The organism is Mesorhizobium denitrificans, from assembly GCF_003403035.1.
In the GTDB taxonomy this organism is placed as follows: Bacteria; Pseudomonadota; Alphaproteobacteria; order Rhizobiales; family Rhizobiaceae; genus Mesorhizobium_G; species Mesorhizobium_G denitrificans.
In genome coordinates, this window is record NZ_QURN01000006.1 from 210,088 (window position 1) to 230,670 (window position 20,583).

Sequence of the window (20,583 nt, forward strand, 5' to 3'; positions counted from 1 at the left end):
ATGTCCGAACCAATGTTCGACCGCATTGCCCTGATCGGCATCGGTCTTATCGGCTCTTCGCTGGCGCGTGTGATCGCGCAGAAGGGCCTCGCCCGTCATGTAGCTATTGCCAGCCGCAGTGTGGATACGCTGAAGCGCGCCGAGCAGCTAAAGCTCGGCCAATCATATCACACGGACCCCGCCGAGGCGGTGCGCGAAGCGGATCTGGTGATCGTCTCCGTGCCGGTGGGCTCGTCCGGTGCTGTGGCCGAGGCTATCGCGCCTGCGCTCAAGCCCGGTACGATCCTCACAGATGTCGGTTCAACCAAGGCCAGCGTAATTGCGCAGATGTCGCCTTTCGTCCCGGAAGGAGTGCATTTCATTCCGGGCCACCCGCTGGCGGGCACGGAAAAGTCCGGTCCAGATGCAGGTTTCGCCGATCTGTTTGTCAATCGCTGGTGTATCTTTACGCCGCTGCCGGATACGGACCCGGCGGCACTCGACCGGCTCGCTGCATTCTGGCGCGCCTGCGGCTCGAATATCGATGTGATGGATGCGACGCACCACGACAAGGTGCTGGCCATCGTTTCGCACCTTCCGCACATCATCGCCTACAACATCGTTGGCACGGCGGATGATTTGCAGAACGTCTCCAAAACCGAAGTCATCAAATATGCCGCCTCCGGTTTCCGCGACTTCACGCGTCTTGCGGCGTCTGACCCGACAATGTGGCGTGACGTCTGCCTCCACAATCGCGATGCGATACTGGAAATGCTGTCACGGTTTTCGGAAGACCTCGCAGCATTGCAGCGCGCCATACGTTGGGGCGATGGCGACAAGCTCTTCGACCTGTTTACGCATACGCGCGGCGTGCGCCGTTCGATCATCGATGCGGGGCAGGAAATTGATGTGCCAGACTTCGGGCGTCACGTGGCTGAACAACCGGCAAAAAGTTGAGAGGGTAAAAACCTCTCACTCCACTGACGGTAATTGACCAAGCGTGATTGAGCCGAACAGGAGGTCGAGTTTGACCTTGCTCTTCTCGATCTTGATCGGGATTGTCGGTTTGTCTCCAAGCATTCCAAGCGCGCCAAACGCCTGACCGATTTCTTTTGAGCGTTCCGGCACTGCTGCCTGGAATATTGCCGAAGCAGCAGCGGGGTTTTCCATCGCGAGGCTGAGCGTGGCGTCCACTTTGCCTGTCGTGTCGATGGCAATCGGGCCACTCAATGTCATTTTAGCTTCGCCAGACGACAGTGCCAGATTCCGGATTTCGACCGACTGGCCTCGCAGGCTCTTCGGGCGCGACTGGATCAAGGCAACGCCATTCTTCACCGTGGCGTCACCTTCGCCGTCGAATACCGGCAGGGTGCGATTGCCAACCGCAGCCGGATCGATTTCCAACTGCTTGAAGCTGCCTGCCCAATCCAGATCGGAACCGTTGGGGCGCAGATGCGCTTCCGCCTGTTCTGCGCTGAAGAACTCCACCGGGTCCGTCTCATCATCAGGATCGGAGACAGCCGACAATCCCGTGGCCTCAACCGAAATCAGAGCGGGTATCGGTCGTGCTAGTCGTGCGCTGGAGCGCAAGGAATCCCACTCGATAAAAAGCGGTGTGATGCCGGGCGCGTCGATGCGCAGTGGTCCATCCAATTCTCCGATTGTCCTGAGCGGATCGTAAACCTGCGCTGCCGTACGCAAGCCTCCAGCCGTCACCGCAATCTTGTTGAGGTCGTCTTCATAGGCCACACTGTCACAGGTCAGGCCGAGGCGAAAAGGAAAGCCGCTGATTGTCCGGTTTTCGCAGGTGGCCGCGCGGCCATCTCCGTTGAGCTTTGCAATCGTTTCGTCGACGCGCTCGGTGGCTCGGTTGGCTAACCAATACCATCCTGCGGAATATCCACCGAAGAGAACCAGAATGAATAGGGTGAGCCACAGAAATCGGCGGCTGCTTCTTGAACGCGGCGCTTCGCTTGACGACATGCTGGCTCTTTCGTAGGTCGAACGTGAGTTCGGATCAGGCGTTGCGATATGGGCGATTTTTGGGTTTTTGGCTATGGTTCTCTGATCTGGAATCCCGGATTCGCGCATGTCGAGACAAGTCGCGCGCGGCTGTCTGGCTATCGTCGCTCGCTTTGCGTCAAGTCGTGGGTGCACCGGGGAACGCGTGAGCGGCCCGGCCTTGTGCTCGGTCTGGATCGCGGTGGCTCCTGCGTGGGACTGGCGTTTCGCGTGCCGGGCGAATTGCGCGACGAGGTGATTGGGTATCTGCGCGAGCGCGAACTCGTCACGAATGTCTATCTGGAGCGTCAGCTACAGGTGCGGCTTGCCGATGGCAGACAGGTCGAGGCCGTTACATATGTCGCCGATCCCAAGCATGAGCAGTATGCGGGTCGGATGGACGAGTTGCATGCTGCCGAGATCGTGCGTGACGCTACCGGACAAAGCGGGGCGAATCCCGATTATGTGCTTTCCACCATCAAGCACCTTGAAGCGCTCGGCATCCGCGATCATTGGCTGGAGCGCGTAGCGGCGCAACTGGCATAAAAAAGCCGGGCACGAGGCCCGGCTTTTTGTGAATGTTAAACCGTCAGGCAGGTTGCGCGTCGATGGTTCGCAAGGATTGCGCCTGCTTCTTTGCAGAAGCCTGAACCGCTTCCTGCACCTTTTCAAAGGCGCGCACTTCGATCTGGCGCACACGCTCGCGGCTGATGTCGAACTCGGTCGACAAATCCTCCAGCGTCATCGGGTCTTCCGACAAACGCCGAGCCTCGAAAATGCGACGCTCACGGTCGTTTAGCACGCCCAGCGCGCTTTCCAGCATCGCGCGGCGATTGTCCAACTCGTCCTGCTCGATCAGCATTTCTTCCTGACTGTCATGGTCGTCGACCAGCCAGTCCTGCCATTCGCCCGACTCGCCTTCAGTGGCGCGGATCGGAGCATTTAGCGAAGCGTCGCCGGAAAGGCGGCGGTTCATCGAAACCACCTCTTCCTCGGAGACGTTCAGCTTGGTGGCAATCTCTTTCACCTGATCTGGGCGCAGGTCGCCATCTTCCAGAGCTTGAATCTTGCCTTTCACCTTGCGGAGATTGAAGAACAGGCGCTTCTGGTTGGCTGTGGTACCCATTTTCACGAGGCTCCACGAGCGCAGGATATATTCCTGAATCGAGGCTTTGATCCACCACATCGCATAGGTTGCGAGACGGAAGCCACGGTCCGGTTCGAACTTCTTGACCGCCTGCATCAGGCCGACATTGCCCTCGGAAATAACTTCGCCGATGGGCAGGCCATAGCCGCGATAACCCATAGCGATCTTCGCTACGAGCCGCAGATGGCTGGTTACAAGCTTGTGCGCCGCTTTCGTGTCCTGATGCTCATGATAGCGCTTGGCGAGCATATACTCTTCCTGCGGCTGGAGCATGGGAAAGCGACGGATTTCTTCGAGATAGCGGGAAAGTCCGCCTTCGCCCGAAACGATACTTGGCAATGACTGGGCCATTTTATTAGCACCCCTCCAATTCTGAAATTCCACGCCCCCTACAAGGCAGGCATGGAGCACGCCTGAAAAAAAGCAGGGCTTCCTCAGCGCCGTGCAACAAGCTTAGATAGGAATGAAATTGCAAAGTTCAACATCTGTTCCCATCGAGAACAGAATTACATTTGCGGCTTCGCGAGGCCAGTCAGGAAAATTGACCCTCGCATCAATTTGAATGGCTAGGGCCCGACCCTAGAGCTTTCGGAACCCGTCGATGAGATTTGCCATATCCTCGGGAATAGGTGCCTCAAAACTCATATTCATATGGGTTGTCGGGTGTTCGAACGCAAGCAGGCGGGCATGCAGGGCTTGGCGTGGGAAGTCCTTTACCATCTGCTGCAAGGGCTCCGGCAAGCGGTTTGCCTTTGTGCGAAACGCCTGCCCATAGTCGCGATCGCCAACGAGGGGATGGCCGATATGGGCCATGTGAACGCGAATTTGATGCGTTCGCCCAGTCTCCAGCCTGCATTCGACAAGCGAGGCCATGAAACTTCCATCCTTTTGAACGCCGAAACGCTCCAGAACGGTGAAATGCGTAACTGCGTGGCGCGCGTCGTCCCGCGTTTCTCGCACTACGGCGCGGCGTACGCGATCTGCCGCCCGGCCAAGAGCCGCGTCAATCGTTCCTGTCGGGCGCTCCGGCGCGCCCCAGACAAGCGCCACATAAGCGCGCTCAAGCTCGCCGTCACGACCATGATCTGCAAAGGCCGCTGAGAGCGATTTGTGCGCGCGATCGGTTTTCGCCGCGACCAATACGCCGCTCGTATCCTTGTCCAGCCGATGGACTATACCGGGCCGTCGCACACCGCCGATGCCGGAAAGGCTGTCGCCGCAATGATGAATCAAGGCGTTGACGAGCGTGCCGGTCCAATTGCCCGCGCCGGGATGCACCACCAGACCCGCTGGCTTGTTGATGACGATGAGTTCGTTGTCTTCGTAGAGGATATCGAGCGGAATATCTTCGCCCACAGGTTCAGCAGGCTCCGGCTCGGGTACTTCGATTGTAAGCGACTCGCCAGCCTTGAGCTTGTGGCGCACTTCCGAAACCGGGTTGCCATCCAGCTTGATCGCGCCTTGCTTGATCAAAGCCTGAATGCGGCTGCGCGAAAGCTGCGGTGCAAGCTTGCCCGCCAGCCATTGATCGAGCCGCTGACCAGCATCTTCAGTTGACGCAGTCAGCACTATCAATCCTGTTGTCACTTCGCTATCAGGGGCGCTCATTCGCACTGGACGATTTTTTGCATGACGAATCCTGCTTTCGACAATGAAGACGATAAGCCGCTGGACCCGGCGGTTGAAAATGTACGGCGCAAGATGATCCGCTTTATGGGGGTCAATCTTGGACTGCTGTTCGTCGCCCTTATGGCTGTGGTCGGCGCGATTGTCTACAAGTCGCGCACGGCTGTTCCACCGCGTCCGACAACGCAGGAGCTTGCCGTGCCAGCAGATGGCGGGTTGCTCGAAGGCAAGATTGCGCTGCCTGCAGACGCGCGTATTCTTTCGCAATCGCTCTCTGGGGACAGGGTTTCGTTGCAGGTTGAGCGCGCAGACGGCTCGCGCGCTATCTATCTTTATGACCTTGCGAGTGGCCGCATGATCGGCCGTTTCGACATCTCAGCAGAGTGAGCGATTGAGCGAAGATTTCCTTCTCGCTCTGTGTTGCCAACACTGAGCATATTGCCTATATCCGCATTCTAGCTGCGCCCATCGTCTAGCGGTCAGGACGGCGCCCTCTCACGGCGCAAACAGGGGTTCGATTCCCCTTGGGCGTACCAAGTAAATCCTTGAAATGATTAGATTATTTTCACGGTGGCAGGCTATTAAATCCTGCGTGTCCAACATTTGTCCCATATACAGATTTGGACAGTTGGTGGAATTGGATTGAAATATGCAAACGACCAGTACCATAATGTACACGCCGACCTACCCCGTTACATCCGAAATGAGGGTTTGAGACCTTGATGCAGAAAGTTCTTTTTGCCTTTGCACTTTTTATCGCAATTGTATCACAGAGCTTTTCAGCAAAATCTCAAGTACAAACGGATACTCTCACTCTGTCCAAAACAGTCAACCGCGAACGTTGTCGCGATGGATACGCGTTAATTGACCTTCCAGAAAATGTTCGGTTGATGGTGCCACTCGCGCCGATGGGCAACTACAGTTATCTTGGAACCGATGGTTTACTGAAGCACGAGACGCTGAAAACGGTTTCAAAACCAGACTTTTGTTCAATTCCACTTTCGGAGAGAATTGGAGGGCAGGTTGTCTTTTTTGATCTTCGTCAAACACGCGTAAGTTACGATGCGAATTGTGAGCATTTCTTAAAAACCAGCGGCATTCAGCTAGAGTGGCATCGCAGGATATGCAGCGAGGCATTTGGTAGTTCGCTCGAAACCAGACTGATAGATAACGCCTTTCCCGGCTTTATTCGAATTCACGGTAAGCTGAATGCGCGACATGCGCAACTTTTCAGAGATAATCAAAATCCTAATGCAGAAAACACGAAATCATTTCGCGTTGTTCCCTCGTTGAGTGCAAGGTCGTTCAACGCATATTCTCTCGACCCAACGCTTGAATTAAGATTTATCTGTACCCGAACATCAGGTGGCCCCAAACCGATCGATGCAATATTTTGTACATTGTCTCCAAAATCGGACCTTTCCTATGGGATTGGCGCCGTCGTTCTCCGATCCGAAATCGATAAATTGATAGCGCTTCTGCACGCATCGGACGCAATGATACGCGAATCCATTTTACGCGGCGAAACTCAATGATTCAGAAATAAGCCCGCCAGAATCGCATACGCGCTATGACCGAAGAAAATGCGATCCGGTAGCGCCCAACGCTTTTCGGGATTTTACTTGATGCCGGGTTTCAGGATGTACACTGCTGGCCTTATCGCACAACGACTATGGCGATTGATATTACCGCCAAGCCAAAAATTTGAAGCCACCTCAATACAACGGGATCGACATATAAGGGGCTGTCTCTGCGAGCGTTGAGAGCGGCGTTATGTTCGTCAAACCTCCAATACATATACACCGTGAATATCGCCACTACCGAAATCCAAAAGCAGTGCAATTCGACAGCGATTGAACGATCTGTATAAGATTTTGTGTCCCACAAAATCATCTTGTCATTCGCGATAATAACGAAACCGAACGCCTGCAAAACCAACAGACAAATGATTGCGCACTTCTGTACGGCAAGCTTCGTACCGTTCAAGTCACACGCCTCATAGTGTTCCCTTCGTTGGGCAATTAGTCACGCAAATTACAACCGAATCTTCCAACGAGGTCTTAGCGCGTCCTTGATTGAACCGCCTTTAAGAATAGTTGGATTCCGACGTTTCCGATCCCGCTCGCGAATATGCTGTATATCCCAAGCAACCAGAACGGGCCGCGGCACGCAACTTTAAATAAAATTTCCGAAACCCCCGCCATCCCATGCATATAAATGTCAATAGCGAAAAATATACTTAGAGAACTCAAGAAATATAATGGCCATGCATTTATAATTACCTTTTTATACGCCGAAAATAGAAACACAATCGCCAAGATCATGAAAACCGGGACAAGAAAAACCGTGTTGATTGATGCCATCCTAGCGGCAGCGCCGATACATTTGTCTCTCTGGATTGCAGATGAAAGAGCATCCAAAGGCAACCATTTTTCTGGAAAAAGGATATAAATCAAAAACGGCAGTGCAAAAATTAAGATTGAACCATACTTTGCCGTATTCAGAATCTGCTTATTCGTCATTTAAGTCGCCTACTCCGCCGGAACTGAAAATAGTTGACGTGCACCGCCGGAATATGAGCGTGCAAATCCTTCCCGGATAAGCCAATCATTTATCAGTTCGTCATCGACGTAGATTTTCGCGAGATAGCGTCCATATTTCTCGCGCTGTTCGACCGGTGATTTGTCATCCTTTATCGTGCAGATGATCACACGCTTGCCGAGAATGCGGGATCGCAAAGCGTCGCGAGCGGCCAATCCCATTGCGCGATCTGGACCTCTCAATTCCGGCGTGTCGATCCCGAATAGCCTGAGCCGTTCCCCGCGCCGCCATGTGTTGAAGCCAAGGTCGATGTCCGCTGTCACCGTGTCACCGTCGTAAACATCGGTAATTTCGGCGCGGTATTGATAAAGGCCACATGCAGGCGCGGCCATCCCCACGCCGGGCAATGCCAGGAATCCGAGAATGGCAAACGTTAACCGCCGCATCGCAGTTAATTCCGCGACGGATACCAATTTGTAAATTTGAACGCCCCGACCAACGCGGCAATTGTGGCGATGATGCCCACACGGCGGGATATGTCGGGGCGGGTCAATAGAATATAATCCGCGACAACCATTACGGCGAACGCCAACGCCCAAACTGCCGTAATGACCATATTCTTTCGCAAGAATTCCGGATGATTCCAAACCGTGCTTGGCACTTCCTCTTTTGCGTATTGTACGGTGAACGGCTTTCTGATGATCATGGAAATCAGCACGATTAAAAACAGCCCAAAATCTACTGCAAGCCTTACGCCAAAAAGCGGCCAATCCAGCCCGAAAATAAGCGCGTACAGGGCCAACGCCGCAAAAAGCAGGAATGTTCCAATTTCCAGAATTTTGGGCGACCGTTTGGCGGACCATTCCCGGAATATCAAGATTGCCGCAACCGCTGCACCGGCGATCAAACCCTCAATGGGTCCAATCAGGCGTTCAATCACGGCAAAAGCAATGAATGGTGAAAATGCCAGCAAAATGTTCATCTGGAATCCTTTTGATTGGCAATCGCTGTATTGTCGATGATCACAGAAACGGGTGGCGGCGCAAGGAAAGTCACCTCACGCGGTTAAGCGCTTAATAACTTGATTTTCGGATGATCGAAATTGCGGCTGCGTTGAGTATTGGTCGCGAACCCGGCCCGGCACTCCGAAACCCAATTTGCCGGGCCGGACAATTAAATCATGATGGTGCGCTTACGCCGGACTAATTATTGTCCGGGTCGTCCACCATACAACCGACGCCATGGCATCCAATGTAATTGCCCTGCGCATCGAAATTCGGATTCCCGTTTTTGTCGAAAGCTGGACGCGGATCGATATCGTCGTTTGCCTGTCGGCGCTGTTGCGCCTGTTGATCCTGCTGTTCCAACCAAGTCATCGTCTTTTGTTGATCAGTTTGCTGATCTGCACGACGGTTATCGCGCTTCATCATGCAGTTTGCGAAGCCATCAGTTCCCGGCTCAAAACCGTACGATGAGCATTTGTTTTGATCCGCCACGCGATCATTGTCGGTCGTAGAACATGCCGCGAGCGTCAAAGGAAAAAGCAGAACAATAAGGAATTTCGCGAAACCCGACATGACACTCTCCAATTTCTTCACGCCCGCGTGATCAATCTCGCGTCGTCAATCAAAAAGCGCAAGATAAATCGCCGTCTAAACCTGTGCAGCAATTGCCGCCCTGTCGATGATTGACCATACCTTGCGAATGCGGCGGTCTTTAAATTCATAGAACACGTTTTCCGTGAATCTCACGCGCTTCCCGTTGACCGGGATGTCAAAAAGCATGCCGTGCGGCGTGCATTCAAATTTGAGACGGCTTGCGATGTGTGGTGGTTCGGCAATCACAAAATCAATGTTGAAACGCAAATCGGGAATTGCCCGGAAATCCCGGATCAGCATCTTTTCATAGCCTGCGAGGCCGATGGCTGTGCCGTTGTATTCCGCCGCGTCACCGACAAATTCCCCTAGCCGCTTCCAATCCTGCGCATTCAGGCAGTCAATATAACCACGATAGATTTGGCGAAGTTCGTCGGGGGTCATCGGACAATCAGTCTCTGATTTCGGACGATATGGCAATCTTGGCGACGTGTACGTGACCGCCGTCGTATCGTCAGCTATTTCCAGTGTCGGGAAAGCAGACACAAAAGCCGACGCCGGATTGGGATGACGAAAATGAATTGCGAACCGGTCGCGATCAACGTTTCTGCCCGCACTGTGCCAAGCATAGTCGCCGCGTCCAACTTCGCCATCCAACCATTCCAGCATCGGCCATGTCAGTTTACCTAGGCCGAACGGCGGCACTCGAAACCGCACACGAACGGGAAAATATGCTTCATCAGTTTTCCATTGCGGTTCGGTTCGTCTGATCATAATGACCAGAACAAAATAGGAACATTATCACATCGTCAAGGGGATTGATCGCCATGCGCGTAATGATTGTCCAGCCATTCCGCGCCCGCGCTTGTTCCGTAAACCTTGCCGCGCATAACCCTTACGAAACCTCGCGAGCGAAGCACGGCAATATCATCCGGATCAAAGCCGAACGTGTCGGTAATATAGTCGGCGTTTGCGCCCTTCATCGTGAAGGTGATGGCCGATAACAGCGACATTTGATTCTTGGTCAGCATCGGTCGAGAATGGGATTCTGATCCTATCCCGTCAACGTCATTTGGTGGCCCGTGTTGCCAAGATGTTGCCAAATCCAGCAACACCAAACGCCCCTAACCGCTAAGCTATTGTGATCGTTAAATTCACGCCGTATTGACCAACCGGTCAGTGGCCGTGTGGTCAATTATTTACGCCCATACAGCTTAGAAGTTCGCCGCGTTCCTCTACCCCGCTGTGATAGAAGGCGAGCAGTTCACTTGCGCAGTCATCGTGCTGTTCGCGGGTTTGCAATTTACGGTAACGGATCACCGTTTCCAGCACATCGGTTAGCACTGCAAGGGTGGCGGGATCGCCCGCAAATCGACTTAACATCTTCCCCCCATATTCCGGTTCATCATTTATCCCGCCAACATTTGACAGAGCGTGCAACCTCTCCTGACATTTCTAACGATAATCCGCGAGGCCGAACTATTGCGCCGTGATCGTGAGCGCGGGCGGATACTTCAAACCAGATAAAAACCGGCCATCCCGTTAGAGATGACCGGCTTTCGTCGCGTTGAGTTGCGATGCGTAGCGGTGCGACGCGCAGCAGAGCGCAGCGGTGCAGAGCGGCACGCAGACCTCATTATTATCACAGTGCAGCGTGGCCGTCGCGTGGAATTATGATTGCGTTGGTCCGGTTTTGGCGATTATGTTTCATCGCCTAGGGATACCTCCCAAGGCGTCCGGCCCGACCGCCGTCATTCCCACATGCGGCGGTCGGGTTTTTTTATTGCGCCGGTTCTTGCTGGATTCTTGCCGCTTGCTGGACCGCGCCGCTAACCGCCGCATTGGTGGCACTGCCGACCGCGCCCGGTGCTGCCGTTGGTTGCGAGATATTTTGCACAACTGATGACGTGACGTTGACCGACTGATTTCGATTGTCGGTGCGGCTGTCGGTGATCGCGGCGTTGACGGGAGCATCACCCGTCATTTTTGCCAAATGTGCGTCCATCCCGGCGATCATCTTCGCAATCGTTGACATCGGGCTTTCAGCGGTAAAGTCACGACCGGCGGGAACGACGGAAGCGGTCGGCTTTGCGGGCATGACGTATTTGCGTTTCACCATCGAATCGCCGCCAGCCGCATCTTTCGGCGGCAGCGGTTTGCCAGAACGTAAAGCCCGTTCCTCGGCGATGATTTCTTTCATCTCCATAGGCGTCATAAAGAATTGTTTGGCGAACAGCCCAGCGCCCGAATATCCACGTTTACGCAACCCGCTTTCAAGGTCGGCGGGGTCATTGATCTGATTGATGATCGCGTCCAAACCGCCACCGACAGGACCGGAAATTTTTGCGCCTAAGGTAACCCAGAGGCTGTTCCATTTTTCCGTCAGCTTTTCGACCTTGGTGATTTGCAGATCAAGCACGGCGTTGACATTGCGTGTCGCTGTGCCTGCAACATCGGGATCGTCAACAACCGCGCGATAGTGTGCATATCGGTCGCGGCTGGTCAGACCGGACCTGACAAAAGTCTGCGCCTGCATGTCAGGAAAAAGTTCACCGACACGACCGACATCACCGCCTATCGCCTTGTCGGTGATGTCCATGTACGCACTGAAAAAGTCCTGACCCGCGTCGAGCCGCTTTTTCATCGATTTCCGCAAATTAATGCCGTGTTCTTTAAACGCCTTCTGCGTTTGCTCGGCATAGGCCTTGCTCAACCAATTTTCGATACCCGTCGCGGCTTCTCCGCTGGTCGCGGTATCTTCACGGTGCATCTGCGCGATTGCGGTCAATTCCTTGACGCCGGTTATGCCGGTGCTACCGCTCACAGCCGCGTAAAGATTTGAGAGTCCGGGCGCGAACTGTGCAAAATCCTTATATTCAAATTGTCCGGCCTGACCGGACGCGCCCAAAACATCCGATAGCTGTTGAGCTTCTTCCTTGGTCAACCTGAAAGCATCGCGAAGTTTGTAAGCCGTGTCGGCGGCGTCACCTATTTCCACGCCGAAGCCTTGCGTGGTGGTCAGGATGTCCGGCAATGTCGAAAACGCATCTTCGACATCAGCGCCCTTCGCAACCAGATTTTCCAAACCCGCGGTCACGATGTCGGTTGTCGTGCCGAATCTTTGCGCAAGTTCACTGATCCGCGCAAACATTCCGGGAACCTCTTTTGTGGATTTTCCCGAATTCAGGGCAATGCGCGCCAGCCGCAATTCTACCGGCAACCATGCGTCATATGCTCGTTTGCCAGCGGCGGCGACGGCCAACGCACCGCCAGCAAGCACACCGGTGCTTATCCCGCCAATCTTGTTCATTCGACCGACATGCGCCGTGGTATCGCGCTCGATACTCTGTTGCTGGCGCTTGTATTTCCTTAAATTAGATTCGCCTTCAATAGAAAATCCTAAAAGAGTGATCAGTTCGGATGCGATGGTCATCGGTCAAATCCCTACAAAATATCGGTTAAAGCGTTCTGCAACTTCGGGATCACGCCGCATCTGTTCTATGTGCTTTCGAGCCATGTTCACGGTGCAGATTTTGGAAAGGTCAAAGGTTGGATCGCAGAATCCGATAACAACCTTTTGGGCGTAGAGCGCGGCGCTAGCGACCGTCATGGGATCGTCTGACGTCTTGACCAAGCGTAGAGCCGCCTCAAACCTCTCTCCCGCACTTGGTTGCGCGTCCATGATCATTTCGAACACGTCGGTCATAGGAAAAGGCCAATCGTTCGGCCCAACGCCTTCAAGTTGCTCTGGCGAAATCGGGATTCTGATGACCATCGTTAATGCCTTCCGCGCAGATAGCGCGCTGCCTCTTTGGCAGCATCAGACAAACGAAGATCATCATTGATATGTCCGCCAGCTTGAACGCAACGCTTGATCAACATGATCGCGGCGCACTCGCTTGCTTCCCGGTCATAGTTCAATTGTGCCAGTGCGCTTAATCGCCCGATCAATTCATCGTAGTTGGCACAGCCTTCCAATTCATCGCTGATCTTGCTCATTTGTCGTTCCCTTGTGGCAGCGTGGCGGTGTGGAAAATGGGTAAAAAACCACACCGCCCCGCGCCAATTGCCCGCCAGTCCACGTCCGGCGGGCATCGTTCGTTAACTGCCGAATGACCGGCAATAGGCCAGATATTCGTTGTCCAGCGCGGCGCTATCGCGAACCGGTGCGGGCTGGCCGCCAAGGCTCCGGGAGTAGTTCGCATATTCGGCGTCCAACGCGGTGTGATCACGCGACATCGAATCGAACGTTGCGCGCGCATCGCGCTGCTGTTGTTCGACACGTTGAAGCGCAAGCTGTGGATTCGTCGTCACTTCGCCGATTGCGCGATATTCGGCCATCCTTGCGGCTTCATCAGCCTGTCGCTTTTGTTCGAAGTCGGCCCAATATGCCGGATCAGATGGCGATAGCGTCGGCGCGGCGTCGCTTGCGAAAAGCCCCACGCGGACGCGCTTTTCCTCATCAATAAATTCGTCGGAAGGTCGGTTATTAAGCATTGTCTAATTCCTTATGCTGCCTGTTTTGCTTTCGCGGCTTCAACGAATGCGCGTGCGGCTTCTGCACCAGCGCGCGCGGCTTGTTCAAATGTGCCGCCGTCGAGAATCGTTCGACGTGCTGCGGCCATCGCGGCGGGTACGGCGATCTTGCCAAACCCATCGAGAATGCACCGATGGTCGGCATCGAAGGCCGCTCGTTCCGCGTCGCGCGCCAATCGTTCACGCCGTAGGCGCGCCGGTGTTTCGTCACGATACGCCTTCGCGGCGGCGTCCAATTGCTCGCGCTTGTTGACGGCTTCGGTCATCGCCTTCGCGACACGCTCAAGCTGTGCAGCCAAATCTCCGGATATGCCCGCGTGATCGACGCTGATTTCGACCAACGGCGGCTCGTCATCCAATGCCCGATGCGCGTCGATCATATTCCGGTTCGCAATCGAATAGGCTGTGATCGTCGCCGCCGCCTTTTCAAATTGCGGTGCGAGCGCGTGAAGCTTTTTGAGGCAGCTTTCGTAACTTTCCGCTGCCGACGCGCGGGCGGCAAGTTTGGCGGCGCGATCTTCGCTTTCCTGTCGCGCATCGCGCAATACCTCAAGGCGCGGAATGGCGTTGCGCATTTTTTCAAGTTCGACTTCGCCTTCATACAAAGCGCTTTGCGCAACGACTGATTTGTTCAAATCAATGGTGGGATCGCCGATAAATTTGTGTTCGTCGTCAAGGTATCCTTGAATATCCGCGACGCGCCTTCCCGCTTCCGCGATAAGGTCGGAAAGTTCGGAAGCGGTGTGACTGGCATCCGGTGCTAGAGCCTGCACGACGCGTCGCAAAATCGTTTCAAAATTATCCATTTTAGAATTCCTTTCAGTGTGGACCAGAATTAACCATTGCGGCGAAAGCTTCGGCTTTTTCTTGCGTGGTCATGCCGCTCAAAGCGCCGTGGTCAGTAACTGGCGGGCGGCGCGCGTCTTCGATTACAGTCCGATCACTCCAAATCGCCAAAGCGCGACCGGCTAATTCGATAGCGGCGGTCTTGGAATGCATGGTGATTGTAGGTGCGCCGAACCGGTCAAACTTGATTGAGGCGATGGAAAACTTTACCGCGTCCGGCAGACTTCGAAGCTTCTCCGGTACGGGTCGTCCGTCACTCACTGCGATAGCAGCAAGCGCATCGACGGGGTTCGCGGCGATCAATGTCGCCAGCGCCGCCATCAGAGTTTTCGGATCAAGATCGTCGCTCATGCGGCAAGCCCCTGAAACCGGCGATAGCGGTCGAGTTTTGCCAGCAATGATTCTAAACGGGTGAGCATCGCCGGATAACTCGCAGGGAGAGGCTTGGCGTCGTTAATCCATTCGCGTTCTGCGCTTTCGATCCAAGCAATCAAAATGGCGGCGCGCCGTGCGTAAATCAGGATGTCACCGGTCAACGGGACGCCGCGAAAGTCGTCAGCCCAACCGGCAAGCGTTTCCTTGACCTGACGCGCAAGGTTGGTCCGACCGTCCAGACGTTCGATTGCGGTAATTTCGCTCATTTTCGACCTTTTTCGCGCTAAGTTGGGTCTTTCGTAAGACACTAGCACGGTCGGCGGTCGCTAAGTAATTGGGAAGATTAGTCTAAGGACTATGCAAACAGCGTTCGTTTGCGCCTTGTATCAGCGCCAAGTGATTATGATCCACGGCATCGGCGAGGGCGAATCAAAAGCTGGTCGTGTTCCAAATTACAGCGGAAAGAGTTTGTGCAATGCTCTGAGCATGCGCTGACATTCTTCGGGATTATCGGACCACTTGCACTTTACGTTTTCCAACGCGTCGCGAGAATCGTCTCGTTTAATGGCGCTGACTTCCTCAAGAGATAACTCTCTCTTGATTCCGTCCGCTTCTTCGATCGTACACGCATTCTCTGTGCATCTAATGACCTTAGCGAAAGCTTGGGTAGAGACTAACCCAACAAATAGTATCACCGTTCCTAGTGATATTTTCCAAAACACAATTTAAGCTCCCATTTTTGATTATGCCAATTTTGAAGAATAATTTGTTGCCAAATTCTTATTCGTTTTATGTGTGGATAGACGATGGATACCCACACGTGGGGAAGTAATTGTAATAGTTAGATATTTTAATCGAAGCGTGTGGGTGTGTGGGTAAAATCCCATAGTGGGCAAACATATACCTATGACGCTCACAGTTTTGATTTCTAAAATTCCGATCCTTTGCTTTTCACATATTTAAGAATCTACCCACACTACCCACACTACCCACACGAATTGCGGGAGAACGCAGGAATTAATTGGGGATCAAACCGTGTGGGTAACTGTGGAGCTAATATACCGTTACCCACACTACCCACACCGCCGTAGTCATTGTCCGCCGCCATCTGTGCATTCCTAAATGCGTTTGCAGCGTCGATAATCTGCTGTTTGATGGTGCTAGGAGCCATCTTGGCGATGTCATCTTTGTTGATCGCCGTGTTAACGATAAGCACGCCGCACCATTTATCGGTGGTGCGCCTTAACTGTATTCCGGTTTGTCGAATTCCTGCCCGCCGCACCATGTGGTTCAAAGCAGCGTCCTTCGGCATTTCATCGGTCCGGGACGCAATATAACTTTTAAGATCATACATACCGGCAAGATCACCGGGCCAATTCGCCGCGAAGTCGATGACTGCTTTTTCGGCTTCGCTTCTCAAGGAATCTAGCGCAACGGCCCGCATTTCGTTTCGTGGGGCGTGCATACCGGGATTGAAGCCCTCAAGCGAATACATATACAAGAATGTCTGAATCGACGCGATGAATAGCGGATCGTGCTTGAGACGATGAAGTTCGGCATAAAAGCTTTCTTCGAGCTTGTGGTCCGGACCTTTGATGAAAACCCAACGTCGATCTGTTTCGTCAAATGCCATCCCGTCGTCATGGTTCGAACACACAAACCATCGGGTGCAATTCTGCTCGACGACCATCGCACCATATTTATTGTTGATAACGCGGTGGGAGGCGGTCAGCATAGATTTGACAGCGTCGATACGATCGTACTTGCCGCCCGTTCCTATCCGGATTTCATCCACAATCGCGAAGATTTTTTGTGATAGCGGCCCGTTAAACCCTGTCCCCAAAAGCATCTCTGGTTGGCAGCTAAGCGCGACGTACCCTTTAAAAGTTTCGCTGATGATTTCTGCAAGTGTGCCGCGTCCCGTTCCCGTGATCGGCGAGACGTGGAAGAATCCGAAATGTGGTAGGATGTCAGGATGCTGAAAGGCATGCGCGAGCCATTGAAGAAACAGCCGGCTTTCTTCCTCAACGGGAAATAGATACTTGACCAGATCGAGGAACGACTTGATCCGTTTTTCATAGTCAAGCGGCGGCAACATCAAATCGAAACCACGCCATAGGTTGACGCCCGATTTCCCATCAGGAGAAGCACAAAACGGAGAATGGTTTGGACGCCACGTCGCTACTTGAGCGAATTTTGCTGACTTGCTCTTGATCCAAACTGGAAGGGCCGGAATACTCTTTGGTTTTCCCTTGTCATCAATGGTTTCAGTTTCGCACGCTGCATAAACAACGGCTGCTGCTTTGTTGAGGTATGCTTCTTTCGTTTGCAGATCGACGGTATATGTTCCGCCTACCATAACTAGATGCGCTTCCATTTCAGCGAGCGTGTACAAAGGCCGTGGGTTTTCTCTGTCAGGTGTGCCGAAGTCATAGACTCTATCAACGCGCGCTCGCGCATCTTCGATTTCGTCACGCAATAAGGCATCGCGACCGTGGCGCTTCGTGTAATTGTTCCAGAAAGGCGACTCTCGCAATACCCTGTTCATCAGATCGGCATTCCGACCGCACCAAAAAGCAAGGTGATGGAGGAACGCCATCAGCGCCGCACTACGATCAAACGCATCGTTGCTGGACGCATATCGTTGCGCGAGAATTATCTCGCTACCTACCCAAAATGCTCTTAGTGGAATTTTCTCCGCGCCGACTGGCAAAGGTCCGTTGAACAGGGGTGCAGCGGACTGGCGATCACTGGCCGCCAACATCTTGTCTTTTAGCTTTTCGATGCTCCAATCGCGTCCCGTGTATCGTGGGTCAAACTCGCCGTCGAAATCGACCTCTCCCGCTTGTTCCTTGGTCGGCACATGTTGCAAGAGTTGGGCGCTGCAATCGACATCAAAGTCGCCGCTGAAACCGTAACCAAGCGCGACGAATCTTTTTGTCGTGTAAAATTCCTGCCACTTTTCTCCACTGCGTCCGGGCGAATCGAACTTGTGCGCGCGATCCTTCAAAAGCTGCTGATCGCAGCGCCCCATGACGTGATAGCCGGTCCCGCTGATCGACACTTCCGCAGCCGCACCCAAGTCGGCGAAGGATTTCAGAATCTCATACGCTTCCGGGGTGTAGTTGCCCGTCGCATGATCACGGCAAGCGTCGAGATCGTAGAAAAAGTATGGGTCGTCGTCACACAGAACGAAACCGACACGGCGACTATATTTCTGTGCTGCCGCTTGAGCGTCGGCGTGCGACATCCAATTGTCAGGGTCATGGGCGCTAATTTCGTAACCGTGTTCTGGATGGCAAGGAACCTTGCGCGGCTTTTTCCCTGTCTCCGGGACTTCCATCCAGCAAATGAATTGTTTTCGTGAGAAGATCGACACTTGGGGCGCTCCGATTGACAGTGCGCGCGCGGCTCTCTATAACCACAACTGCACTTGCGTTGCATTCGCAACTGTGTTTCTGATGAACTTGGATAAAAAAGGCGCGATGCTCGGTTCGCGCCTTTTTCTTATGCCGCTTGCGCGCCGTGATCGCGCTCGTTTGCGGCGATCCAGTCAGCCTCGGCCTGCTTTGAAATGAAAATTTTGTTGCCGATAAGCATGTCGCGGGGGGCTCGACCGTACTTGCGCAAGTTGTAATAGCTAGCGCGGCAAAGCTTCCATTTGGCGAGAAATTCCTTGAGGGTTAGGCGGTCCGTTTCCATTTGTTGCTCCGTGTCTTTGACTGCGATGAGCAACAAATGACACAACAGTGGACTGTGTCGGGAGGGTACGAATAACGTATTCAAACCCTGCGTTTGTTTTGCCGGCGCGACGCCTCTTTGCGCTGCTTTCTTGCAAGGTTCTTTATTGCTTCACGTACAGCGTCGCTGTCTATATCACCATCAAAAGAGCCCTTGGCGCATTGGCAAGCTCGCTCAACCATCTCGGATTTCGATGCGGTCGAAAGCCAAGGGTCATGAGGTAGATTCAGTTTTCGACGTTGCTCAAATGCTACGTATATCTCCACGGCGTGATGAACAGCGGCGTCCTTTTGACCGCCCGGTTTCTTCGACGACGCTAGAACCATGTCAGCATCAACGTCCAAACCCATCGCCCTCAACTCGCTCACGATACGATCGATTTTACCTCGCCTAAACTCTCGGAAAGCATGCACACTTATGCTGGAAGACTCCTTGTTGAGCCCTGTTTCCAACATCGCGTAGACGGTTCGGCTCATCTCACCCCATGGAGTCAGTTTAGGCAATGCTGGATTTCGCTTCGTCATCTTAGCACCGCCAAATTATCTTTCGCGAAACCGAAGCGCGGCGCGGATGCGCGAACTGCTTCGGCAACATACGACGGCGCAAGATGACCGTAATGCTTCTCGACCATCCGCGTGTCGGCATGTCCTAAATTGCGAGCAACTACCATCAACGGCATTCCGCCCATAACCGACAACGACGCCCACGTGTGCCTAAGACCGTGAAATCCGACGGGTGGTGAAATCTTGGCGTTCTTGCACGCCGCTGCCATTGGTCGAAGCTGATGGCAGTCGCCCCATGCGCTGCCGTCCTCCTTAAAGAACAACGTCTCTGATCCGGCTCGACCGGCAGTCAGTCGCTTAAAGAGTTCTGCACCATCGTCGGTCAGAATAATGTGCCGTGGTTTGCCCGATTTGCTTTGGCGGATGGTCACAGTTGCGTTGTCAGAATGAAAGTCGGCAACTCTCATCGCCGCCAGTTCGCTATAACGTGCGCCGGTTTCCAACGCGGCTTGCACAAGCTGGCGAAATGGCGGTTCGCATGCGTTCACGAGACGTTGGCATTCCTTCACTTCAAGACATTGCACGCGCGCCGCGTCGACGCCTTCAAACGGTTCGACTCTACGCCAAGCTATGTCAGATGAAACGTGACCCTCACGGAAAGCATGGTTCAATGCCGCTTTTAGAATCGTTGCAGTTCGATTTGCCGTGGCTTTCCTCTTGCGCAGCGCGTCGGGATCATCGCTAGGCATTTCCCGGAACTTAGGTTCGCTGCCTTTCTTTGAACGCAGGCGAGGGGGCGTCTTAATCAGCTTTTGAATCCAGTCGCGAATATCCTTTGCCGTCAGATCGGCGACTTGGGTTTTGCCGAGGGTAGGGATGATCAACGCTTCTGCACGATAGCGCGCATCCTGTGCAGATTTTCGATGTCCTTCCATCCATGTTAAATAGTCAGCGATGGCGTCCGCGACGGTGATTGGCCTTTTCGGTTCGCCAGCTTTCTTGTGAAGGTCGCGGATGTGATCTTGTGCCTGCCAGAAATCTAGAACGTCCTTACCATTTGCGTCAGCCGTATCATCGGCGGTCGCGAACGTTTCCAGCGAATAGTGCCCATCGCCTTCATAACGACGGACACACCACACGCCGCATGTGCGGTTCTTGCGGTAGCCAATGTAAAGCTCGCCCGTGACTTGCTTGAAATATGGCTTGCGACGGACCGCGAGTTTCTCGCGCGCGGTCCGAGATTCCAGCTTCGCATCACGAATGCGCCGTGCCATTTGCCAACCCCGTGTCCAACATGTGACCCAATGTACCGGGATGGACAGGGATTTGCAATAGACCGCACGAGGCTGTACAAATTTCTAGAAAACTTGTTAAATCAATTGGTTATATAGAACGTGGGTGATACGAGGATAGACAGTTTATAAGTTCTCTCACGGCGCAAACAGGGGTTCGATTCCCCTTGGGCGTACCAAAGATTCCAATCACTTAGCTGGCGCTTCCAGAAAACCATCAAAGAACGGTCAAATAAGTCATTTGAACCGCGCTTGTTTGAGCCTGTTGCGCTTCCAACCTCATGACGCCCCAATCGGTGCAGTTATAGGCCGGCCATTTGGTTCGGCTCCGCAAAGACACGAGACAAAAAATAAATCGCGATCGCGTGTCGGTCTTGCCAGCGCTCCGCCGTCTTTAAACT

Annotated in this window: 25 protein-coding genes and 1 tRNA gene; 5 read left to right on the plus strand and 21 right to left on the minus strand. The window is 53.6% G+C overall.

The window, feature by feature from the left end; all coding sequences use genetic code 11:
• The gene (locus tag DY251_RS09615) at window positions 1-936 is read left to right on the plus strand and encodes a prephenate/arogenate dehydrogenase family protein (RefSeq protein WP_170971351.1); all 936 of its coding nucleotides are present in this window, start codon (window positions 1-3) and stop codon (window positions 934-936) included.
• A 15-nt stretch (window positions 937-951) separates the two neighbouring features.
• On the opposite strand, the gene DY251_RS09620 is transcribed toward DY251_RS09615, so the two are convergent.
• Window positions 952-1,962: a DUF2125 domain-containing protein gene (locus tag DY251_RS09620; protein WP_158553242.1), complete on the minus strand. Its 1,011-nt coding sequence runs from the start codon at window positions 1,960-1,962 to the stop codon at window positions 952-954.
• 48 nt (window positions 1,963-2,010) lie between these two features.
• On the opposite strand from DY251_RS09620, the gene DY251_RS09625 reads away from it, so the two are divergent.
• Window positions 2,011-2,526 (plus strand): gamma-glutamylcyclotransferase, encoded by a 516-nt coding sequence (locus DY251_RS09625; RefSeq protein ID WP_116623669.1) that lies wholly within the window; start codon window positions 2,011-2,013, stop codon window positions 2,524-2,526.
• Between the two features lie 43 nt (window positions 2,527-2,569).
• Here the strand turns inward: DY251_RS09625 and rpoH are convergent, their stop codons facing one another.
• Complete coding sequence (gene rpoH / locus DY251_RS09630; RefSeq protein WP_116623670.1) at window positions 2,570-3,478, minus strand: RNA polymerase sigma factor RpoH; 909 nt, start codon at window positions 3,476-3,478, stop codon at window positions 2,570-2,572.
• 228 nt (window positions 3,479-3,706) lie between these two features.
• Window positions 3,707-4,735: an RluA family pseudouridine synthase gene (locus DY251_RS09635; protein ID WP_116623671.1), complete on the minus strand. Its 1,029-nt coding sequence runs from the start codon at window positions 4,733-4,735 to the stop codon at window positions 3,707-3,709.
• A 21-nt stretch (window positions 4,736-4,756) separates the two neighbouring features.
• Between DY251_RS09635 and DY251_RS09640 the strand changes: the two genes are divergently transcribed.
• From DY251_RS09640 to DY251_RS21270, 3 genes are all read left to right on the plus strand, one after another.
• Window positions 4,757-5,140, plus strand: coding sequence for a fimbrial protein (locus tag DY251_RS09640; protein WP_116623672.1), 384 nt, complete (start codon window positions 4,757-4,759; stop codon window positions 5,138-5,140).
• A 74-nt stretch (window positions 5,141-5,214) separates the two neighbouring features.
• Window positions 5,215-5,289, plus strand: a tRNA-Glu gene (locus DY251_RS09645).
• Window positions 5,290-5,475: 186 nt separating this feature from the next.
• Window positions 5,476-6,288 (plus strand): hypothetical protein, encoded by an 813-nt coding sequence (locus tag DY251_RS21270; protein WP_147307428.1) that lies wholly within the window; start codon window positions 5,476-5,478, stop codon window positions 6,286-6,288.
• A 525-nt stretch (window positions 6,289-6,813) separates the two neighbouring features.
• Here DY251_RS21270 and DY251_RS09655 read toward each other — a convergent pair.
• The 18 genes from DY251_RS09655 to DY251_RS09740 all read right to left on the minus strand — a co-directional run bounded on the left by DY251_RS09655 (window position 6,814) and on the right by DY251_RS09740 (window position 20,029).
• A complete protein-coding gene (locus tag DY251_RS09655) occupies window positions 6,814-7,275 on the minus strand; it encodes a hypothetical protein (protein ID WP_116623674.1) in 462 nt (153 codons plus the stop codon).
• 9 nt (window positions 7,276-7,284) lie between these two features.
• Window positions 7,285-7,740: a thermonuclease family protein gene (locus DY251_RS09660; protein WP_199498811.1), complete on the minus strand. Its 456-nt coding sequence runs from the start codon at window positions 7,738-7,740 to the stop codon at window positions 7,285-7,287.
• Window positions 7,741-7,745: 5 nt separating this feature from the next.
• Entirely contained in the window at window positions 7,746-8,276 is a 531-nt protein-coding gene (locus DY251_RS09665) for a DUF3159 domain-containing protein (RefSeq protein ID WP_116623675.1), read from the minus strand.
• Window positions 8,277-8,496: 220 nt separating this feature from the next.
• Window positions 8,497-8,871, minus strand: a complete 375-nt coding sequence (locus DY251_RS09670) for a hypothetical protein (protein WP_116623676.1) — start codon at window positions 8,869-8,871, stop codon at window positions 8,497-8,499.
• Between the two features lie 75 nt (window positions 8,872-8,946).
• Entirely contained in the window at window positions 8,947-9,333 is a 387-nt protein-coding gene (locus tag DY251_RS09675) for an ester cyclase (protein ID WP_116623834.1), read from the minus strand.
• Between the two features lie 365 nt (window positions 9,334-9,698).
• Complete coding sequence (locus tag DY251_RS09680) at window positions 9,699-9,902, minus strand: hypothetical protein (RefSeq protein WP_147307429.1); 204 nt, start codon at window positions 9,900-9,902, stop codon at window positions 9,699-9,701.
• A 178-nt stretch (window positions 9,903-10,080) separates the two neighbouring features.
• Window positions 10,081-10,329 (minus strand): hypothetical protein, encoded by a 249-nt coding sequence (locus DY251_RS21275; RefSeq protein ID WP_147307430.1) that lies wholly within the window; start codon window positions 10,327-10,329, stop codon window positions 10,081-10,083.
• 340 nt (window positions 10,330-10,669) lie between these two features.
• Window positions 10,670-12,322 (minus strand): phage tail tape measure protein, encoded by a 1,653-nt coding sequence (locus DY251_RS09685; RefSeq protein WP_116623678.1) that lies wholly within the window; start codon window positions 12,320-12,322, stop codon window positions 10,670-10,672.
• Window positions 12,323-12,325: 3 nt separating this feature from the next.
• On the minus strand, window positions 12,326-12,595 hold the full coding sequence (locus DY251_RS09690) for a hypothetical protein (RefSeq protein ID WP_147307431.1): 270 nt from the start codon (window positions 12,593-12,595) through the stop codon (window positions 12,326-12,328).
• 71 nt (window positions 12,596-12,666) lie between these two features.
• On the minus strand, window positions 12,667-12,888 hold the full coding sequence (locus tag DY251_RS09695) for a hypothetical protein (protein ID WP_116623680.1): 222 nt from the start codon (window positions 12,886-12,888) through the stop codon (window positions 12,667-12,669).
• Between the two features lie 102 nt (window positions 12,889-12,990).
• Window positions 12,991-13,386, minus strand: a complete 396-nt coding sequence (locus tag DY251_RS09700; protein WP_116623681.1) for a hypothetical protein — start codon at window positions 13,384-13,386, stop codon at window positions 12,991-12,993.
• A gap of 11 nt (window positions 13,387-13,397) precedes the next feature.
• The gene (locus DY251_RS09705; RefSeq protein WP_116623682.1) at window positions 13,398-14,231 is read right to left on the minus strand and encodes a hypothetical protein; all 834 of its coding nucleotides are present in this window, start codon (window positions 14,229-14,231) and stop codon (window positions 13,398-13,400) included.
• Window positions 14,232-14,244: 13 nt separating this feature from the next.
• Window positions 14,245-14,622, minus strand: coding sequence for a hypothetical protein (locus tag DY251_RS09710; protein ID WP_116623683.1), 378 nt, complete (start codon window positions 14,620-14,622; stop codon window positions 14,245-14,247).
• Window positions 14,619-14,912 (minus strand): hypothetical protein, encoded by a 294-nt coding sequence (locus DY251_RS09715; RefSeq protein WP_116623684.1) that lies wholly within the window; start codon window positions 14,910-14,912, stop codon window positions 14,619-14,621. The genes DY251_RS09710 and DY251_RS09715 overlap by 4 nt, the downstream gene beginning before the upstream one ends.
• Window positions 14,913-15,631: 719 nt before the next feature.
• Window positions 15,632-18,025, minus strand: coding sequence for a phage NrS-1 polymerase family protein (locus DY251_RS09725; protein WP_147307432.1), 2,394 nt, complete (start codon window positions 18,023-18,025; stop codon window positions 15,632-15,634).
• A gap of 128 nt (window positions 18,026-18,153) precedes the next feature.
• Complete coding sequence (locus DY251_RS09730; protein WP_147307433.1) at window positions 18,154-18,348, minus strand: transcriptional regulator; 195 nt, start codon at window positions 18,346-18,348, stop codon at window positions 18,154-18,156.
• Window positions 18,349-18,428: 80 nt separating this feature from the next.
• Window positions 18,429-18,911, minus strand: a complete 483-nt coding sequence (locus tag DY251_RS09735) for a hypothetical protein (protein WP_147307434.1) — start codon at window positions 18,909-18,911, stop codon at window positions 18,429-18,431.
• Complete coding sequence (locus tag DY251_RS09740) at window positions 18,908-20,029, minus strand: tyrosine-type recombinase/integrase (protein WP_245415910.1); 1,122 nt, start codon at window positions 20,027-20,029, stop codon at window positions 18,908-18,910. Before DY251_RS09740 ends, DY251_RS09735 begins: the two co-directional genes overlap by 4 nt.
• Between the last annotated feature and the right edge of the window lie 554 nt (window positions 20,030-20,583).

What these genes read in the sequence shown, in the direction of transcription:
- DY251_RS09710 (WP_116623683.1), bottom strand. Translation starts at nt 14,622, where the DNA reads ATGAGCGACGATCTTGATCCGAAAACTCTGATGGCGGCGCTGGCGACA.
- DY251_RS09620 (WP_158553242.1), bottom strand. Translation starts at nt 1,962, where the DNA reads ATGTCGTCAAGCGAAGCGCCGCGTTCAAGAAGCAGCCGCCGATTTCTG.
- DY251_RS09735 (WP_147307434.1), bottom strand. Translation starts at nt 18,911, where the DNA reads ATGACGAAGCGAAATCCAGCATTGCCTAAACTGACTCCATGGGGTGAG.
- DY251_RS09625 (WP_116623669.1), top strand. Translation starts at nt 2,011, where the DNA reads ATGGGCGATTTTTGGGTTTTTGGCTATGGTTCTCTGATCTGGAATCCC.
- DY251_RS09695 (WP_116623680.1), bottom strand. Translation starts at nt 12,888, where the DNA reads ATGAGCAAGATCAGCGATGAATTGGAAGGCTGTGCCAACTACGATGAA.
- DY251_RS09675 (WP_116623834.1), bottom strand. Translation starts at nt 9,333, where the DNA reads ATGACCCCCGACGAACTTCGCCAAATCTATCGTGGTTATATTGACTGC.
- DY251_RS21270 (WP_147307428.1), top strand. Translation starts at nt 5,476, where the DNA reads ATGCAGAAAGTTCTTTTTGCCTTTGCACTTTTTATCGCAATTGTATCA.
- DY251_RS09615 (WP_170971351.1), top strand. Translation starts at nt 1, where the DNA reads ATGTCCGAACCAATGTTCGACCGCATTGCCCTGATCGGCATCGGTCTT.
- DY251_RS09665 (WP_116623675.1), bottom strand. Translation starts at nt 8,276, where the DNA reads ATGAACATTTTGCTGGCATTTTCACCATTCATTGCTTTTGCCGTGATT.
- DY251_RS09705 (WP_116623682.1), bottom strand. Translation starts at nt 14,231, where the DNA reads ATGGATAATTTTGAAACGATTTTGCGACGCGTCGTGCAGGCTCTAGCA.
- DY251_RS09655 (WP_116623674.1), bottom strand. Translation starts at nt 7,275, where the DNA reads ATGACGAATAAGCAGATTCTGAATACGGCAAAGTATGGTTCAATCTTA.
- DY251_RS09670 (WP_116623676.1), bottom strand. Translation starts at nt 8,871, where the DNA reads ATGTCGGGTTTCGCGAAATTCCTTATTGTTCTGCTTTTTCCTTTGACG.
- DY251_RS09660 (WP_199498811.1), bottom strand. Translation starts at nt 7,740, where the DNA reads ATGCGGCGGTTAACGTTTGCCATTCTCGGATTCCTGGCATTGCCCGGC.
- DY251_RS09640 (WP_116623672.1), top strand. Translation starts at nt 4,757, where the DNA reads ATGACGAATCCTGCTTTCGACAATGAAGACGATAAGCCGCTGGACCCG.
- DY251_RS09730 (WP_147307433.1), bottom strand. Translation starts at nt 18,348, where the DNA reads ATGGAAACGGACCGCCTAACCCTCAAGGAATTTCTCGCCAAATGGAAG.
- DY251_RS09680 (WP_147307429.1), bottom strand. Translation starts at nt 9,902, where the DNA reads ATGTCGCTGTTATCGGCCATCACCTTCACGATGAAGGGCGCAAACGCC.
- DY251_RS09635 (WP_116623671.1), bottom strand. Translation starts at nt 4,735, where the DNA reads ATGAGCGCCCCTGATAGCGAAGTGACAACAGGATTGATAGTGCTGACT.
- DY251_RS09685 (WP_116623678.1), bottom strand. Translation starts at nt 12,322, where the DNA reads ATGACCATCGCATCCGAACTGATCACTCTTTTAGGATTTTCTATTGAA.
- DY251_RS09700 (WP_116623681.1), bottom strand. Translation starts at nt 13,386, where the DNA reads ATGCTTAATAACCGACCTTCCGACGAATTTATTGATGAGGAAAAGCGC.
- DY251_RS09690 (WP_147307431.1), bottom strand. Translation starts at nt 12,595, where the DNA reads ATGACCGACGTGTTCGAAATGATCATGGACGCGCAACCAAGTGCGGGA.
- rpoH (WP_116623670.1), bottom strand. Translation starts at nt 3,478, where the DNA reads ATGGCCCAGTCATTGCCAAGTATCGTTTCGGGCGAAGGCGGACTTTCC.
- DY251_RS09715 (WP_116623684.1), bottom strand. Translation starts at nt 14,912, where the DNA reads ATGAGCGAAATTACCGCAATCGAACGTCTGGACGGTCGGACCAACCTT.